The sequence below is a fragment of the Sporichthya polymorpha DSM 43042 genome (genome assembly GCF_000384115.1).
Lineage (GTDB): Bacteria > Actinomycetota > Actinomycetes > Sporichthyales > Sporichthyaceae > Sporichthya > Sporichthya polymorpha.
The window spans coordinates 268066-283883 of sequence record NZ_KB913029.1 but is presented as its reverse complement, the minus strand read 5'-3'; the positions used below and the strand labels follow the sequence as shown (position 1 = coordinate 283883).

Sequence of the window (15818 nt, the reverse complement as noted above, 5' to 3'; positions counted from 1 at the left end):
CGTTGGGCAAGCTCAACATCCTGGTGAACAACGCCGGGGTCTATCCCTACATCACGCTCGAGGAGCTCTCGGTCGCCGAGTTCCAGCGTGTGTACGACCTCAATGTGCTCGGCACGTTCATCGCCATGCGCGAGGCGATCAAGTTCCTCCGCGAATCGGGTGATCGTGGCGCCATCGTCAACCTCTCATCGATGACCGCATTCACGGCGGGGCAGCCCGGCTTGGCCGCCTACGGGTCTTCGAAAGCTGCGGTATCTCAGCTCACGCGCAACGCTGCGCTGGAGTTCGCCGAGTGGAACGTGACGGTCAACGCGATCGCTCCCGGGTTCATCCACACCGCCGGCACCGACCACTTCGTGGCCGGCGGGATGTCCGACCTGCTCCTGCAGCATCAGGTCTTGAAGCGTGTCGGGACACCCGAGGACATCGCGGCGTTGACGGTCGCGTTGTGCGGCCCCGGCTGCTCATTCGTGACCGGAACCACCCTGATCGCTGACGGCGGATTTCTTCTCATCTGAGGCCGCGAGCGGATTTCTCTACCTCGCCCGGGTAGCTCCTGAAAGGAACGTCGGCATGAAGATTTCTGCCCAAGGATCATCGCGGTACCCCCACGTCTTCTCGCCCCTGCAGGTCGGGCCCATGACGGTGCACAACCGCCTGTGCGAGACCACCAACACCATCGGAGCCGGCCGCCTCGAAGGCGCCCCGGACGACGCCTTCATCGTCCACCACGTGGCGAAGGCCAAGGGGGGGATGGCGTGGATCGGGAGTGAAACCTGGCTGCTCGATGCGCCGATGCCGTCGGAGGCCAAGGACGAGATCATTCCGGGCGGAGCCGCGATGCGGTTTCCGCTGTATTACAGCCCCGATGTGATGACGGCGGTGCAGCGATTCGTTGCGGCGGTGCACGAGGCCGGCGCCGTCGCGGTGTTCCAGCTGACGCAACTGAACGCCGTCTTCGGTCCGTCCGCGGTCCCGGTGAGTGGCGCCTACGACTGGGTGTCACATCCGTGCACCCCGGACGAGATCGAGCACTTCATCGCGGCGTACGCCAACGCTGCTGCTGCCTACCACGGCGTCGGGGTGGACGGGGTGGAGTTGCACGCCGCCCACGAGACGTTGCTGCACCTGTTCCTTTCCCCGGCCACCAACCGGCGCACTGACGAGTGGGGCGGTAGTACCGAGGGCCGCTGCAAGTTGCTCGTGGAAACCATCAAGCGGGTCCGCGCCACGGCGGGCCCGGGTCTCGCCGTGGGTTTCCGGTTCACCGCGGGCGAGGCCCGTGCCGGTGGCTTCGACCTCGACGAGGCGGAGCGCATGATTCGGCACATCTGCCGTGAGGCACCTCCGGACTTCGTCAACTTCGACGTCGGGCACTCCTGGGGAGACCCGCCCTACGTTCCGACATCGTTCTACCCGCCGGCCCTCGGAGCGGACCGCGCCAAGCGACTCCGTCGCGCCGTCAACGAGGTCAACGAGGACGTCAAGGTCTTGTACGCCGGCCGCGTGCTAACGGTCGAGATGGCCGAGCAGCTGCTCGAGGACGGCGCGTGCGACCTCGTGGGGATGACGCGCGCCAGCATCAGTGACCCGGAGTTCGCGCTGAAGGCGGCCGAGGGGCGCGAGGAAGAAATTCGCCCGTGCATCGGGTGTAACCGTTGCATCGACAATTCCGTGCACGGAACCGGCACCGGCTTGTTCCAGCTCCAGCAGCGGGCGATGTGCTCGGTCAACTCCACGGCTGGTAATGAGCTGTACTGGGCGGCGAACTACGCACCGGCCCGCCAGCAGCGACATGTCGTGATCGTTGGGGCCGGCCCCGCGGGCCTGGAGACGGCCCGCGTCGCAGCCGGTCGCGGGCACCGGGTCACTGTCCTGGAGCAGCACGATCACCTCGGTGGCCAGGTCTGGCTCGCCGGCCAGATCCCGGGGCGCGAGCAGTTCCTCCGCTTCGTGGACTACCACCAGAGCAACGCCGCCCGGCTCGGCATCGATCTGCAGATGAACACCGCCGCGACCGCGGACAGTGTGCTGGCGCTGTCCCCCGATGTCGTGGTGTGCGCGACAGGTTCCGTGCCCCTGGTGCCACCGATCGACGGAGCCGACGATCCTTCGGTCGTGCAGGCCTGGTCGGTCCTCGACGGGTCTGCACCCCTCGGGCGACGGGTCGCCATCGTGTCCCAGGAGGACGGGATGGAGACCGTCAGCGTTGCGCTGAAGCTCGCGCATGCCGGCCATGAAGTGGAGGTGTTCCACCACTGGGGCGGCATCGGCAACGCCCTGGGCCGTTACACCGTGCCGCCGGTGCTCACCCGGTTGGAGGAGCTCGGTGTGGTGTGCCACAGCCGAGTGCGCGTGACCAAGATCGGCGACGGCCGCCTGGACCTGCAGTCCGCTCTCACTGGCCGCGGAAGTTCAGTGGAGGGGTTCGACTCGGTGGTCCTCTCGTGCGCGTCACGGCCGGACAGTGCATTGCACGACGAGTTGCGAACCGCCGGATTCGGGCGGCTGTACCTGATCGGTGCCGCGTGGACGCCGCGCGGGATCCAGGAGTCGGTCGAGCATGGCATGAAGGTCGGGTTGGAGGTCTGATGGGTCAGAACACGGACGCCGCGCCCGACCCGCGAGAGTTCCCGACGATCGACATCATGAACCACCCGGTTGAGGTCGACCGGAGTCTCGGTACGGACATCTTCCAGTTCGAAGAGTTCAAGATCATGACCCGCACCACCTTCAAGAGCGTGTTCGGTGGTGTCACCCCGGACCCCGAGGTGCTGCGGCAGGCGGCGGCGTTGCAGGGCCACGCCGACGTCGCCGAGTGCGTGCAGGACATGGACCGCCTCGGGTACAGCACACTCGTGGTCTGCGCCACGAAGATGTGGTCCTTCCGCCACCATCACCAACTGATCCTGGACTACTCCCTCGCCGACGTGCAGGACCTAGCCAAACAGGCACCCGATCGGGTGCTGGCCGCGGCCAGCTTCAACCCCTTCGACATCACCGCCTCGCTCGCAGAGATCGACCGGGCGGTCCGAGAGCACGACCTGCGCTACGTCTGGTTCCACCCACAGGGCTTCGGACTCCCGCCCAACGACCGCAAGTTCTATCCCCTCTACGGCAAGTGCGCCGAGCTGGGTATTGCCGTGGGTTTCCAGGTGGGCCACAGTGCGGAGGTTCTCCCCTCCGACGTCGGCCGGCCGATGCTCGCGGACGACGTCGCCATCGACTTCCCCGACCTGCGGATCAACCTCTCCCACACCGGTTGGCCGTGGGTTGACGAGTGGTGCTCGATGCTATGGCGCCACCCCAACGTCTACGGCGACATCTCGGCGTACTTCCCGAAGTCGCTGGACGAGCGGCTCGTCCGCTTCATGAACTCCTCCCGAGGCCGGGACAAGGTCCTGTTCGGCACGAACGGGCTCGGCCTCGAGCGCTGCAAGCTGGAATTTCTCGAACTTCCGCTCTCGGACAAGACCCGCCACGCGGTACTCCACGACAACGCCGTCAGGTTCCTCAACCTCGATGGCGGCACCACACTTGGAAAGGTGACGTCATGACCACTGATACGCGTGCCCAGGGCACCTGGGGCCAGGTCACCGAGGAGGCGGCACAACGCCTCCGCGAGCGGATCGGCGTGGACCGGGACGCCCCGTCGTCCTTCTTCCGCTACAACAGCAACTACGTCGGCAAGTATCTGCAGATCACCTCCCCCTATGTCGTCCGGTACGCCACCGGGATCGCGGACACCAACCCGCTCTACCTGGACCCGGAATACGCGGCCGGTTCGCCCTGGGGCGCGCAGTGGTGCCCCCCTGGTGTGCTGTCGTGGACCGAACGCGTCAACGGCGCCACGGACGGGTTTCCCGGCTGCCACACCATCTGGCGCGGATGTGAGTTGGAATGGAACCGCCCGGTGCTGGTCGGCGACCAGCTCGCCGCCCTGACCCGGCTGGTCGACGTCACCCTCGTGGACAGCTCGTTCAGCTCGCAGGCAGCCGTACAGAACTACGCCACCGACGTGCACACGGCCGAGGGGGAACACCTCGGGACCTACAAGACCTCCTGGCACCGCTTTTCCCGGGGTGAGGCCAAGCGGGCGGAACGGTACGCCGAGACTCCCACGGTGTGGTGGACCGACGAGCAGCTCGCGGAGATCGCGCAGGAGTACAAGAGGCAGAACACCCAGCGTCGGGGCAGCGAGATCCTCTACTGGGAGGACGTGACGCCGGGAACGGCGATCCCCTACATCGTCAAGGGTCCGACGACGCTCACGAGCAAGCTCGCCTTCGAGTCCATCAACTTCCCGGGCGGGTGGGTGGTGGGCCACGAGCTCGCCCTCGAGTTGTTCGAGTCGCACCCGAACCTGCCGATCCGAAACGAGGAGAACGCGCTCGAGCCACCCGTCTCCATTCACTGGACCAATGAGCGCTGCCAGACCTATCTCGGGATGCCCAAGGCCTACGAGGCCGGCTACGAGCGGCTGCACTGGTTCGGTCAGCTCCTCATGAACTGGATGGGGGACCACGGCGCGCTGCGGCGCTTGGCGATCCAGTACCGCAACTTCCACTGGCAGGGTGATTTGATCCGGCTCTACGCCACCGTCACCGGCACGCGTCGCGAGGGAGACCTCAACCTGGTCGACCTGTCGCTCGAAACCAGAACCCACCGGGACGAGGTCACCACGACCGGTGAAGCCACGGTCGCACTGCCGTCGTCCGTGAGCGGGACCGGCCCGGCGTCGAGCGCGTGAGCGCAGGAGAACAAGAGGACACGACCATGACCACCTGGGACTACGACGTCGCGATCGTCGGCGGCGGCGGCGCCGGAATGGCGGCCGCGCTGACGGCCAAGGCGGCCGGGGCGGAGCGGATCATCATCGCCGACTCCGCGAACCTGCTGGGCGGGTCCACGCGGCTGTCCGGGGGTGTCTTCTACGCGGCCGGCACCTCCGTGCAACGGGAGGCCGGGATACCGGACGACACCCCGGACGCGATGTTCGAGTACTACATGACCTTGAACCAGTGGCGGGTCGAACCCGCCCTGGTCCGGGTTCTGTGTGACGAGGCCGCCCCAGCTCTCGAGTGGCTCATCGAGATGGGCGTCTACTTCCCGCCGGAAGACCTGTACGCCTCCGGGGTGGAAGCGGTTCCCCGAGGCCACGCGCCACTCGGGTTCGGAGCAGCAATTGCCGCCGCCCTCGAAGGTCTGGTGGAGTCGGAGGGCATCGACGTCGCAGTGGAGAACCGCGTCGAACGTCTCCTCGTCGAGGACGGCCGCGTGGTCGGAATCGCCGCCCGCGGTGAAGAACTCAGGGCCAAGTCGGTCGTGATCACCACCGGGGGATTCGGCCACAACCCGCAGATGCTTCAGCAGCACTACCCCGAGGCCTGCGACGCCGGAGAATGGACGTGGTCCATCTCCGCGTCCACGTGTGTAGGCGACGGACTGACGATGGGTCAGGACGCCGGGGCAGCGGTCACGGGCCACAACCGCGGCCTGCTGTTGATCACGCCCGGGTTCGCCCGTGAATTGGAGGTGGACCCGCCGGGATGGCTGGTGTATCTGGGCCCGGAGGGTCGTAGGTTCATCACCGAGACCGCCCCCTACTCGGTCATGGCCGGCGCGTTCAAGGAACAGGGGGGTAGGGCGTTCGCGATCTTCGACGAAGCGGCGCGGAGGAGCGCGAAGCCCGATTCAAAGTTCGCGGACGCGTTCGCGGCCGGCATCGTCGCCGTGAATTTCCTGCCCGACTTCCTGGCTCAGATGGCTGACGCGGGCAAGGTCCAGGTCGCGGACTCGGTCGCCGACCTTGCGGCGAAGGTGGGACTGCCGGTCGCCGCCGTGGAGAACAGCATCCTGCGGTACAACGCGGACGCCCAGAGCAGAACGGATACCGAGTTCTTCAAGGATCCGGCCTACCTGCTTCCGGTTGCCGAGCCCCCCTTCTACGCGGTCGAGATGCGCCCCGCGATCGTCTGCCTGACGTCGACGGGTCTGCGCATCGACCCCTCCGCGCGCGTGCTGGACCGCAGCGGGAAGCCGATCGCGGGCCTGTACGCCGCAGGCGAGACCACCGGCGGTGTGCTGGGGGAACGCTACGTCGGCGGCGGCAATTCCGTGGCCAACGCCATCGTCTTCGGTCGGATTGCGGGCCGGACGGCAGCAAGTGAGGCCGCGAAGCTGCCATGACCAGCGGACCCGTCAGACCGAAGTTCTGAGATCGACGCTTGCGCAGGCCGCGCAATCGCTTCACGAAAGGAAGACACTGATGGCGAAGTACCTGTCCGAAGAATGGGGTCGAGCGGTCGAGAAGGCGCTCAACGAGGACCAGGCGTTTCAGGAGGCCACCAAGGGAGTCGATCTGACTCTGCAACAGGTGGTCAACGATGTTCCCGACCTCGGCGAGGTCAAGTACTATTACGTCTTTAAAGACGGATCAGTGAGCTATAACCCGGGCGAGACCGCCGACGCCGACGCGAAAATGACGCAAAATTATGAAACCTCGGTGGCGTTGAACAGCGGAGAGCTCAACTCTCAGCAGGCCTTCGTGCAGGGCAAGGTCAAGCTGACCGGCAACCTGGGCAAGGTTATGAAGAACCAGGGTGCGCTGCAAACCATGGTTCCGGTCCTCACCTCGGTCCCCACCGAGTACTGACGGTCCCGGGGGCGGGATGCCCGTCGGCTTCCCGCCCCCCCGTCGTGCTCCAGAGAAAGTCCCGCGCCCGAACTCTCGACGAGGACGCTCCGTGCCGACTTCAATCAACCTTGCCTCGCTGCTGTGGGATCGTGCCACGGCTGACGGGGACTCCGAGTTCGTCCTCGACGACTCTGCCAGCACCTCGTGGAGCTATCGCCAACTGGCGGACGCGGCGGCTGCGCTGGCGGCGCAGTTGCGCCCTGGCGTGACCGGGGTGATGCTGCCCAACGGGGCGCCGATGCTGGTGACCGCCTTCGCCGCCTGGATGCGCGGGAATCAGGTGGCCCTGCTGAATTCCGCCCTCAGTCCGCATGAGCGCGACCGCGCGATCGTCGAGGCCGGCATTACCCAGCTGGTGACGGCCAAGGCCCTCGCCACGGGTGATGCCCAGGTCGCGGACGCGGAGGTGCTCCTGGCCGAGGATGTGCCGCTGTTCGAACCCGGCGTTGCCGCCAGCGGCACCCCCAATGTTGCCGAAGCTCCCCAGGGCACTGATGCAGTCCTGATCTTCACTTCCGGTACCACAGGGAGCGCCAAGGCAGCCCGGCTCACCCACGAGCGGCTCATCCAAGCCGCGGAGTCCATGGCGCAGTCCCTCAAAGGGCGGCCCGGCCCGTACCCGGTCGCAGCGCCAGAAGTGCCGCCCAACCTGGTGGCCGGTCCACTCGCTCAGACTGGGGGCGTCAACACCCTCGTCTTCGCCCTTGTCGTCGGGCGGCGGCTGCTGATAATCGACCGCTTCAGCCCAGCACGGGTGCTGGACCTGGCTCGAAAGCATCGACTCGACACCTTCGTCGGGACCCCCACCATGCTGCAGATGCTCGCCACGTTCGACGGCGACTCGACTTGGCCGTCCCTGCGCAAGGTCATCTCCGGCGGGGCTCCCCTCACCGCAGCGGTCCAGGAGCGATTCGAACGCCGATTCGGAGTCCACATCACCCAGGTGTACGGCCAGACCGAGACCGGTTACATCGCGGGCTATTCCACAGACGATGTCGCGGCAGGTCTGCGCCGACCGGGCTCGGTGGGGCGCCCCTATCCCGGCGTCGAGATCGTCATCAAGGACCCGGCCGGGCGACCGGTGCCGGCGCGCACCTCCGGGGAAGTCGTCGTGCGCACTCCGTTCAGCATGAAGGGCTACGCCGCGGCGGGCGCCGATGGGTCAAACCAGGGCGCCGACGCGGAGGGCTGGTTCGAGACCGGCGACCTCGGTTATCTCGATGAGGACGGCTACCTCTACCTGGTCGGCCGATCCAAGGAACTCATCCTGTGCGGCGGCTTCAACGTGTACCCCGCCGAGATCGAGCAGGCACTTCTCTCCCACGACAGCGTCCTGGAGGCCGCCGCGTTCGGCATTCCCGACGAGCGGCTGGGCGAGGTCCCGGTGGCGGCCGTCGAAGCCCGCACCGGGACGTCAACCGAGGAGCTCACTTCTTACGTGCGGACCCGGCTCGCGCACTACAAAGCACCGCGCGAGATCCGGATCGTGGACGAGCTCCCACGCACCGAGTCGAACAAGATCCTCAAACGCGCCCTGCGCGATGACTGGCTGCGCTCGGAGCAGGCGGGATGCCCGCAGTGAGCACCCCCCGCCTGGACCTGTTGAACGGCGTCGAGCTCATCGAGGTCAGCTCCTCACTGCGGGGTGGGTTCGCCGGCCGGACCCTCGCCCTGCTCGGTGCCTCGGTGACCCGGTGGGACTATTTCGGGGGCGAACGCGACGCGGCTCTTACCGAATGCGACGAACACAAGAAGCTAGAGCCGTACCCGGTTGACGACGCCGAGCGGGCGGCGCGGCTGGGGGCCGCGCACGGGGTGATCGACGACTGCGGTGTCGGTGCGCTCGCGGCCGCTTGCCGCAGTGCCGGTGTTCCCTACGTCGCCGTCACCGACCTGGGCCTGACAGAGGCCCATCCCAACCCCGCGCCCGGCCTGGTCGACGCCGAGTCCGGCATCATGTGGGACCTCGGCAGGGACGGCGCTCCGCCCCTGCCCTTGCCCGGGGGAGTGGGGGCGACCCTTGCCGGCATTCACGCCGCGACCGCCCTGGTCTGGTCGCTGCTCAGCCGGACCGGAGACCCGGCGCCCCAAGCGGTCGACATCGCGACGGCGGATGTTGTCACGGCGCAGGTAGGCACCTATCACACCTTCCTACGGGCGTACGGCGGTTCCTGGACGCCGACCGTGCGGCCGAGCCGGGGATCTCTGGGCTCCTCGCTCGCGCTCGGGGCGTTGCTGGACTGCACGGACGGAGTCGCCCTCGTCTACGTCACCGTGCCCGGGCAACTGGCCAGGCTGCATGCGATGATGCCCCCAGGTTTCGCGGAAAAGTTCCCAACCTATCGCGACGGCCTGGTCAAGCGCGAGGACTTCGTCGCCGAACTGCGGGAATGGGCCGCCACTCGGACTCGGCGCGAGGTTCTCGACGACGCGGAACGGCATGGCGTCGTGTGCTCGCCGTTCCTTGAGATGGACGACCTGGATCTCGGTGGAATCCTGCCCCTGCTCCGGGCTTCCATATCTGATCAACCGGCACTTCCACTGCCGTGGCTCGTCGTGGGAGCGGAGGTGGCCAGCCATGTTCCGGGTGCTTGAGTTCGGCGGGAACTGGAGTGGCCCGATGGTGGGCCAATACCTTCAGGCGCTGGGGTGCCAGGTGATCCGCGTGGAGTCGCGGGATCACCTGGACGCCGTGCGCCAGCTCCCCGCTCCGCGGGACTGCGGCGCAAAGATCGAGGGGGCGACCGCCGCCGACAACCCGTACTTCGCCCAATTGAATGCCGGCAAACAATCGGTAGAACTGGACTTACGCACGCCCGATGGCCTCGCGGCTGCGCGAGCCCTCGCGGCCGGCGCGGACGTGATCGTCGAGAACCTGGCGCCTGGGGCGATCGACCGGCTCGGCATGTCCTACGCCGTATTGGCTGCGGGGAATCCCGCGCTGTGCATGCTCTCCATGCCGACACTGCACCCCGGCGACCCCCGCGAGTCACTACGCGGATACGCGCCGGTCTTTACCGGCCTCGGGGGGCTCGAGTCCCAGGTGGGCTATCCCGGTGAGATCACCGGCATGCTCATGACCGGTTGGGGTGACCCCGTCGGGGGCATGACCGGGCTGCTCGGGTTGCTCGCCGCACTGCACCGGCGGCAGCAGACCGGGCTCGGCTCGTACGTGTCCGTGTCGCAGATCAAAGCCGTAACCTGGCAGCTACTCGCGCCCTTCACCCAGTGGCGCGACGGCACCAAGGCGACGGACGCCCTCTCCGTCGTGCTGCCGACAACGGATCCCTCGCGGTGGATCGCCGCGTCGCTCACCGACGATGAGTGGCGGCCACAGTCTGGCGAGCCGATCGCGGAATGGTCCGCTGTCCGCTCCGCCGAGGACATCGTCGCGGCGCTCGCCGCGTCGGGCCACGCCGCCGCCGTGGTGCAGCGCATCGACACCGCCTCCGACTCCGACAGGGCGCGCCGCCGTGGGGTCGTGGAGGACGAGCGCAGTGAGGTCATCGGCACGTGGCACCGATACCACGTGCCGTGGCGGGTCGAGGGCCGGGTACCGAAGGTGCACGGAGCAGTGCCGCGCCTCGGGGAGCACACCGAGCAGTTCGTGAACAAGTCCGCGCCGTGCGCGCAGGCAACAGTCGACAGTGGGAGAGACGATGCTGGATCGGTTTAGCCTCGAGGGCCGGACGGCACTCGTCACCGGAGGGGCTCAGGGAATCGGACGCGCGTTGTCCCTTGCCTTCGGCGAGGTGGGGGTGTCGGTCGTGGTCGGTGACCTCAACGCCGATATGGCGGCGGGGGTTGTCAAGGAGATCGTCGCCGCCGGCGGGGTCGCGCGGGGGATCCGGATCGATGTAGCCGACGAGCAATCCGTTGTCACTGCGTTCGCAGAACTTGGCGGCGCGCTGGACATCCTCGTCAACAACGCGGGTATCTACCCGATGCACACCATCGAGGGGCATCCGCTGACGCTCTTCGACACGGTGATGCGGGTCAACTTGGGCGGGACGTTCTTGTGCACGCGCGAGGCCGCCAGGCTGATGGCCGCGCGAGGCGGAGGGTCCATCGTCAACCTGGCATCGATTGCGGCGGCCCGTGCCGGCCAACCGGCGGTCAGCGCCTACGGGGCCTCCAAAGGAGCAATCGCGGCGTTCACCCGCAACGCTGCGCTGGAACTGGCTGACGCCAACATCCGGGTGAACGCCATCGCGCCGGGCTTCATCAAGACCGAGGGGACCTCGGAGTTGTTGCAGGACTTCATGGTGGACCTGGTCCTCCAACACCAGGCCGTCAAGCGGATCGGCGCCCCCGAGGATCTGTGCGGGATGGTGCTGGCACTCGCCGGAGACGGCACCTCGTTCGTCACCGGCCAGACCATCTTCGTCGACGGCGGCTTCCTGCTCGTCTGACAGCCAACGCGACTCCCTTCCCTGGAGGACAACCATGACGGTGGACAACATCTCCGCGATCACCGGCTACGACCCGTTCGACCTGGAGACCCGCAAGTACCCCTACGACCACTACGCCTGGCTTCGAGAAAACAGCCCGGCTTATTACGTCGCAGAGCACGACTTCTGGATCCTGTCCCGCCACGAGCACGTCGCCTGGGGTGTCAACGCGACGGATGTGCTTTCCTCCGCCGAAGGCATCGCGGTGGAGCGGGTCGTGGATCTCAGCGCGCTCGGCATGGAAGGCGCGGAGAACCTCAGCGAGGTCATGATCTCCAAGGACCCGCCGGACCACCGCCGCCTGCGCGACCTGGTCCAGAAGGAGTTCACCCCGCGCCGAATCGCCGGGTGGGAAGCCAAGGTCCGGGACATCACCGAAGCGTGCGTCCACGACCTCATGGAACACAACAAGTCGGGCAACGCCGACCTGACCGAGCACCTGGCCACCCCCCTGCCGGTCACTGTCATCGCTGAGATCCTCGGTATCCCGACAGCGGATCGGAAAAAGTTCAAGGATTGGTCCGAGGACATCGTTTATCTCATTGGCGGTGGCATCGACCCGGCGCTGCAGATGACTGCCCTCGGCTCGGCGATGGAGCTGGCCACGTACTTCGACGCCATCGTGAACGAGCGGCGGGCGCAGCCGGGGGAGGACCTGATTAGCGTCTTGCTCGGCTCGACGAAGGACGGCGACTCCCTCGCGCACCACGAGGTCATCGCCCAGTGCATGTTGTTCCTCATCGGGGGGAACGAGACGACGACCAACCTCATTGGCAACACGCTGCACGCCCTGGTGCAGCATCCGGACCAGCTGCGCCGCTGCGTCGAGGACCCGTCCTTGATCGAGTGGGCCATCGAAGAGACGCTGCGATGGGACGCCCCGGTGCAGGGCCTGTTCCGCACCTCGCGCTCGCCTTTCGAGATCGACGGCACTGAGATCCCGAACGATGCGCGGGTCCAGCTGCTCTACGGCTCCGCCAACCGTGACGAGCGGCAGTACCACAACGCTGCGAACTTCGATCTTGATCGGAGGTCCCGCAACCACTTCGCGTTCGGCGGCGGCCCGCACTACTGCATCGGGGCTCCCCTGGCCCGGCTGGAGACGCGGATCGCCATGGAGTACCTCTTGCCCCGGATTCGCAACATAGAGATCCGCGACGAACCGCAGATGAACTACAACGTCCTTGTCCGTGGTTTCCGTTCGTTGCCCATTGCATTCGACGCCTGATCTGTTCCGATCTCCCCTGTTGAGGAGCTGCGCATGCCCACCAAGCTGATGGTCGTCTGGACCAATCCGGTCAGCAAGGAAGCTGAGGAGGAGTACAACACCTGGTACAACAAGGTGCACCTGCCCGACGTCCTGCGGGTCCCCGGGTTCGTGGCCGCAACCCGCTACCGCTACACCGGTGTCCCAGCTCTCGAAGGAATGGACGACCCGCCGCACCGGTACCTCGCCCTCTACGAGGTGAACGCGGAAAACGTCAAGGAGGCGGCCGAAGTGCTCGCCGCGGGCGTGGGGGCAGGCGAGATCGCCCTGTCTGAAGCCCTGGACATGTCGAGTTTCGCCGCGCACTTCTTCGAGCCCGTCTCCGATCGCCTCGTCGAGGAGAAATAGCGATGGCGCGGATCCCCGAGGATGTACAGGTCGAGGTCCTCGAAGATTCGTGCATGGGCATCGGTGACTGCCGACGCCTCATGCCGAAGGTCTTCGTCGAGGGCGAAGAGCATCTCTCGGTCGTCGCCGCGACCGGCGAGGAGGACTTTGATGTGGAGGAACTCGTCGAAGTCGCCTACACCTGTCCCAACTCCGCGATTGCCGTGCGCAGGGACGGCCAGAATCTGCTGTCCTAGCGAGCTTTCCCGGCAAGGGCTACCGCTGCGAGTTCCGGGGCTCGCTTTCCCGTGATCGCCTCGTGGTGATCCGGCAAGATCCTCCTGCTGCGCGGTACGCACGCGGGAGGGGAGCACCGGCGAGAGCGGGATCGGGCGCGGGACATCCCTCGCGTCGCCCCAACCGCCGCGAGCACGTCGTGCGGGCCGCGGTGACGGTGTTCGCGCGGCAAGGATTTCAGGGCACAAAGATCCAGGACGTCGCCGCGGAGGCCCACGTCGTCACGACCGCCGTGAACTACCACTTCTCCAGCAAGGACGAGCTGTACGAGGCGGCGCTCGAGAGCGTCTTCCGCCAGCTCGACGAGGTGGTCGAGGAGGTCCGCTCACCGGAGGGCGAGGTGAGCTTCCACGGGGTCATCGGTGCGATGTGGGACTGGGTCGAGAACAATCCTGAGCCGGCCAATCTGCTGTACCACCAGCTGCCCGGAGCGACCGCCAGCTCTCTGCAGATCCGGCAGGACTTCGAACGCCGCCAGATCGAGCGGGTGCTCGACCACGGCCGGTCCGAGCCAAGCAACCGCCGGCACACCGCCCTGCGCTGGACCGTCACGTCACTGATCATGCGCAGCCTGTTAGCCCTCGGCACGAACGTGCAGTCGCTACGGCTCAACGACGGCCCGCTGGCGGGACCTTCCACCGCGACGCTGCGCACGGCTTGCGAAGCCGTCTCGCTGCGCATGATCTCGGCCGCCGAGAAGCGGTGACGACGCTCAGGGTGAAATTCCCCAGACCTGCTTGGCAACCCTGGGGAGATTCGCCGAGCGTCATCATCTTCACCCGTGCAGCCCACCGCGGACATGCATCGATACCCGGGGGCCATCCGGGAGTCGGAGGCGTGCCCCGGGGGTGTGTGTCAAAGCCGCCGGACCGCCAACAGGCCAGGCTTGGCTCCGGGCGTGATCAGATGTGTGACCGGGATCGGATGCCTGGGTGGCGCTGTTAGGGGGCGTGGCCCGGAGGATCATGCTGACTTCGGCCTCGAATTGAACCCCTTGGTAAGTGCCACGAACCTGCTGTTCATCGACCGCAGGCATGCCGGTTAAGGGGGCCCAGCAGGTGCGTTGGCTCTGGGTGCCGGTCAGGTCACCCTTCATCGTGGTCGTGCGTTCGATGATGTAGCACAGCAGGCGGGATCCCGCGACGCTGACGGTGCGCGTTCCGGTGACCGTCGAAGTCGTCGTACCGCGCGTGTCCTCGGCACGCCACTGGGACGTCCAGCTGTCGCCGACGCGCAGGGGCGTGCGCACCAGTTGCTGGGGAGTATCGAAGGTTCCGCCGTATGCCATGCCGAGGGCGCTGACGCGCTGGGACAGTGCATCGACCGAAGAGCGGTGGTAGCGACGCTGCTCCTCGGCGCTTGCGAAGCTGGTCTTCGTCGTCACGCGGAACTCCGGCGCGGTCGCGGTGCCGCCAGTTCTCGTGACGATCGAGTCCGCGTCCTCAGCGAAGGGTTGCGCCGTTCCGGCCGCGCCCACGGTGCGAGTGCCCTTCACCTGATAGGTCCAGCGCCCCTCGGTGGGCGCTGCGACTGAAAGGGCATCAGATGCTGGGGTCATGGGCGGTGCCATGGGAGGGGTCGAAGCTTTCTTGGACCGCTTAGGCTGCTGAGTTCTCGCGTTCCGGGGCGAGAGCGACGGCGAGGGTTCCGCCTCGGCCACGGGTGCCGGTGCCGCCGGTTGGCTCGTCTTCGCAGGGGGAGCGGTAGGCGCGGCCACCGTGGCGCTTGCGGCATTGGCTGGCGCAGTTGCCTGGGCGGGGACCTCCACGATCGCCAAACGGTCTCGCGCCGCAAACGCCAGTCCCGGGAGGGCAACGGCGAGGGCAAGGAAGCTCGCCACGGCGCTGGCGACGGCTATGCGTGGCCGCGCAGCGGGGGCGCGTCCCGTGGACGGCCAGAACGCATACCGACCGAGCAGAATGGTAGCGGCGGGCACCACCAGCGTGCGGACCACGAAGGTGTCGATGAGGATGCCGACGGCGACCCCGAATCCAATTTGGCGGATGCTCGGCAGCGGCGTGATGAGCAGTGCGGCGAAGGTTCCGGCTAGGACGAAACCGGCCGCGGTGATCGTGGGCCCGGTGCTGACGAGCGCCTTGACCGTGGCCTCACGGACGGTATGGCCGGCATCGAGTTCTTCGCGGATCCGACCGACAATGAAGATGTTGTAGTCCGAGCCGAGCGCGATCAGCATCACGAAAAGGAAGATCGGCAGGTAAAACGCCACGCCCGCGTGCCCGAGGATTCCTTGGAAGACCAGGGTCGTGATCCCGAGCGCGGCCAGCATGGACAGCGCTGCACTCGCGAGCAGGTACAGCGGGGCGATCACGGAACGGACCAGCGCTGCGAGGACGGCCAGGATGATTCCGAGGACCAAGGCCCCCACGGTGCGCACGTCAGCGTTGGCGAGGGTTTGAATGTCGCTGAAGTAGGCGCTGGGTCCGCCGACAGCTACGCGGGCGCCGCCGAGATCGCTCTCCGCGAGGGCGGTCGCCGCGACCGAGTCCATCTCCCGAGTCGTACTCAGAACCGAGGCGGCATAGGGGGAGGAGTCGAAAGCGACCACCACCCGGGTTGTTCGGCCCTGGTCACCGAGGAAGTAGCTGAGCCGCTTGCCCAGCCCCGGATAGTCGCGGAGAAGGTCCGCGGTGATACGGAGGCCGCCCGGTGAGGAGAGGGCCGCGAGCAACGGGCCGACGTCCGTGCGATTGGGGTCGATGCCGAGCGCGCGTGGGTCGGTGGTCCCCCCGGTGAACTCCTGCAGTGACTCGGTCGTCAG

The 15818-nt window shown here is 67.0% G+C and carries 15 protein-coding genes; 14 read left to right on the top strand and 1 reads right to left on the bottom strand.

Annotated features, from left to right (window positions below):
• The 14 genes from SPOPO_RS26935 to SPOPO_RS26915 all read left to right on the top strand — a co-directional run.
• Positions 1 to 518 (top strand): SDR family NAD(P)-dependent oxidoreductase (locus tag SPOPO_RS26935; RefSeq protein ID WP_156869456.1); only part of this gene is annotated, 518 nt, incomplete at its 5' end.
• Between the two features lie 55 nt (positions 519 to 573).
• Positions 574 to 2592 carry an FAD-dependent oxidoreductase gene (locus SPOPO_RS0101470; RefSeq protein WP_084670827.1) on the top strand — a complete coding sequence of 673 codons (2019 nt, stop codon included), beginning with the start codon at positions 574 to 576 and terminating at the stop codon, positions 2590 to 2592.
• Positions 2592 to 3557, top strand: a complete 966-nt coding sequence (locus SPOPO_RS0101465; protein ID WP_019873008.1) for an amidohydrolase family protein — start codon at positions 2592 to 2594, stop codon at positions 3555 to 3557. The genes SPOPO_RS0101470 and SPOPO_RS0101465 overlap by 1 nt, the downstream gene beginning before the upstream one ends.
• On the top strand, positions 3554 to 4750 hold the full coding sequence (locus tag SPOPO_RS0101460) for an FAS1-like dehydratase domain-containing protein (protein WP_019873007.1): 1197 nt from the start codon (positions 3554 to 3556) through the stop codon (positions 4748 to 4750). The genes SPOPO_RS0101465 and SPOPO_RS0101460 overlap by 4 nt, the downstream gene beginning before the upstream one ends.
• 26 nt (positions 4751 to 4776) lie before the next feature.
• On the top strand, positions 4777 to 6189 hold the full coding sequence (locus tag SPOPO_RS0101455) for an FAD-dependent oxidoreductase (protein WP_019873006.1): 1413 nt from the start codon (positions 4777 to 4779) through the stop codon (positions 6187 to 6189).
• Positions 6190 to 6268: 79 nt separating this feature from the next.
• Complete coding sequence (locus SPOPO_RS26930) at positions 6269 to 6655, top strand: SCP2 sterol-binding domain-containing protein (RefSeq protein WP_019873005.1); 387 nt, start codon at positions 6269 to 6271, stop codon at positions 6653 to 6655.
• Between the two features lie 91 nt (positions 6656 to 6746).
• The gene (locus SPOPO_RS26925) at positions 6747 to 8279 is read left to right on the top strand and encodes a class I adenylate-forming enzyme family protein (protein WP_019873004.1); all 1533 of its coding nucleotides are present in this window, start codon (positions 6747 to 6749) and stop codon (positions 8277 to 8279) included.
• On the top strand, positions 8276 to 9292 hold the full coding sequence (locus SPOPO_RS0101440) for a CoA transferase (protein WP_019873003.1): 1017 nt from the start codon (positions 8276 to 8278) through the stop codon (positions 9290 to 9292). The genes SPOPO_RS26925 and SPOPO_RS0101440 overlap by 4 nt, the downstream gene beginning before the upstream one ends.
• Positions 9276 to 10373: a CoA transferase gene (locus tag SPOPO_RS0101435; protein WP_019873002.1), complete on the top strand. Its 1098-nt coding sequence runs from the start codon at positions 9276 to 9278 to the stop codon at positions 10371 to 10373. Before SPOPO_RS0101440 ends, SPOPO_RS0101435 begins: the two co-directional genes overlap by 17 nt.
• Entirely contained in the window at positions 10357 to 11109 is a 753-nt protein-coding gene (locus SPOPO_RS0101430) for an SDR family NAD(P)-dependent oxidoreductase (protein ID WP_019873001.1), read from the top strand. Before SPOPO_RS0101435 ends, SPOPO_RS0101430 begins: the two co-directional genes overlap by 17 nt.
• A gap of 34 nt (positions 11110 to 11143) precedes the next feature.
• Positions 11144 to 12376, top strand: coding sequence for a cytochrome P450 (locus SPOPO_RS26920; protein WP_019873000.1), 1233 nt, complete (start codon positions 11144 to 11146; stop codon positions 12374 to 12376).
• A gap of 33 nt (positions 12377 to 12409) precedes the next feature.
• A complete protein-coding gene (locus tag SPOPO_RS0101420; protein WP_019872999.1) occupies positions 12410 to 12763 on the top strand; it encodes a DUF4286 family protein in 354 nt (117 codons plus the stop codon).
• A 2-nt stretch (positions 12764 to 12765) separates the two neighbouring features.
• Complete coding sequence (locus SPOPO_RS0101415; RefSeq protein ID WP_019872998.1) at positions 12766 to 12999, top strand: 4Fe-4S domain-containing protein; 234 nt, start codon at positions 12766 to 12768, stop codon at positions 12997 to 12999.
• A gap of 179 nt (positions 13000 to 13178) precedes the next feature.
• Entirely contained in the window at positions 13179 to 13745 is a 567-nt protein-coding gene (locus SPOPO_RS26915; RefSeq protein WP_019872997.1) for a TetR/AcrR family transcriptional regulator, read from the top strand.
• Between the two features lie 69 nt (positions 13746 to 13814).
• On the opposite strand, the gene SPOPO_RS0101405 is transcribed toward SPOPO_RS26915, so the two are convergent.
• The coding region (locus SPOPO_RS0101405; protein WP_028984424.1) for an MMPL family transporter at positions 13815 to 15818 on the bottom strand (2004 nt) is incomplete at its 5' end.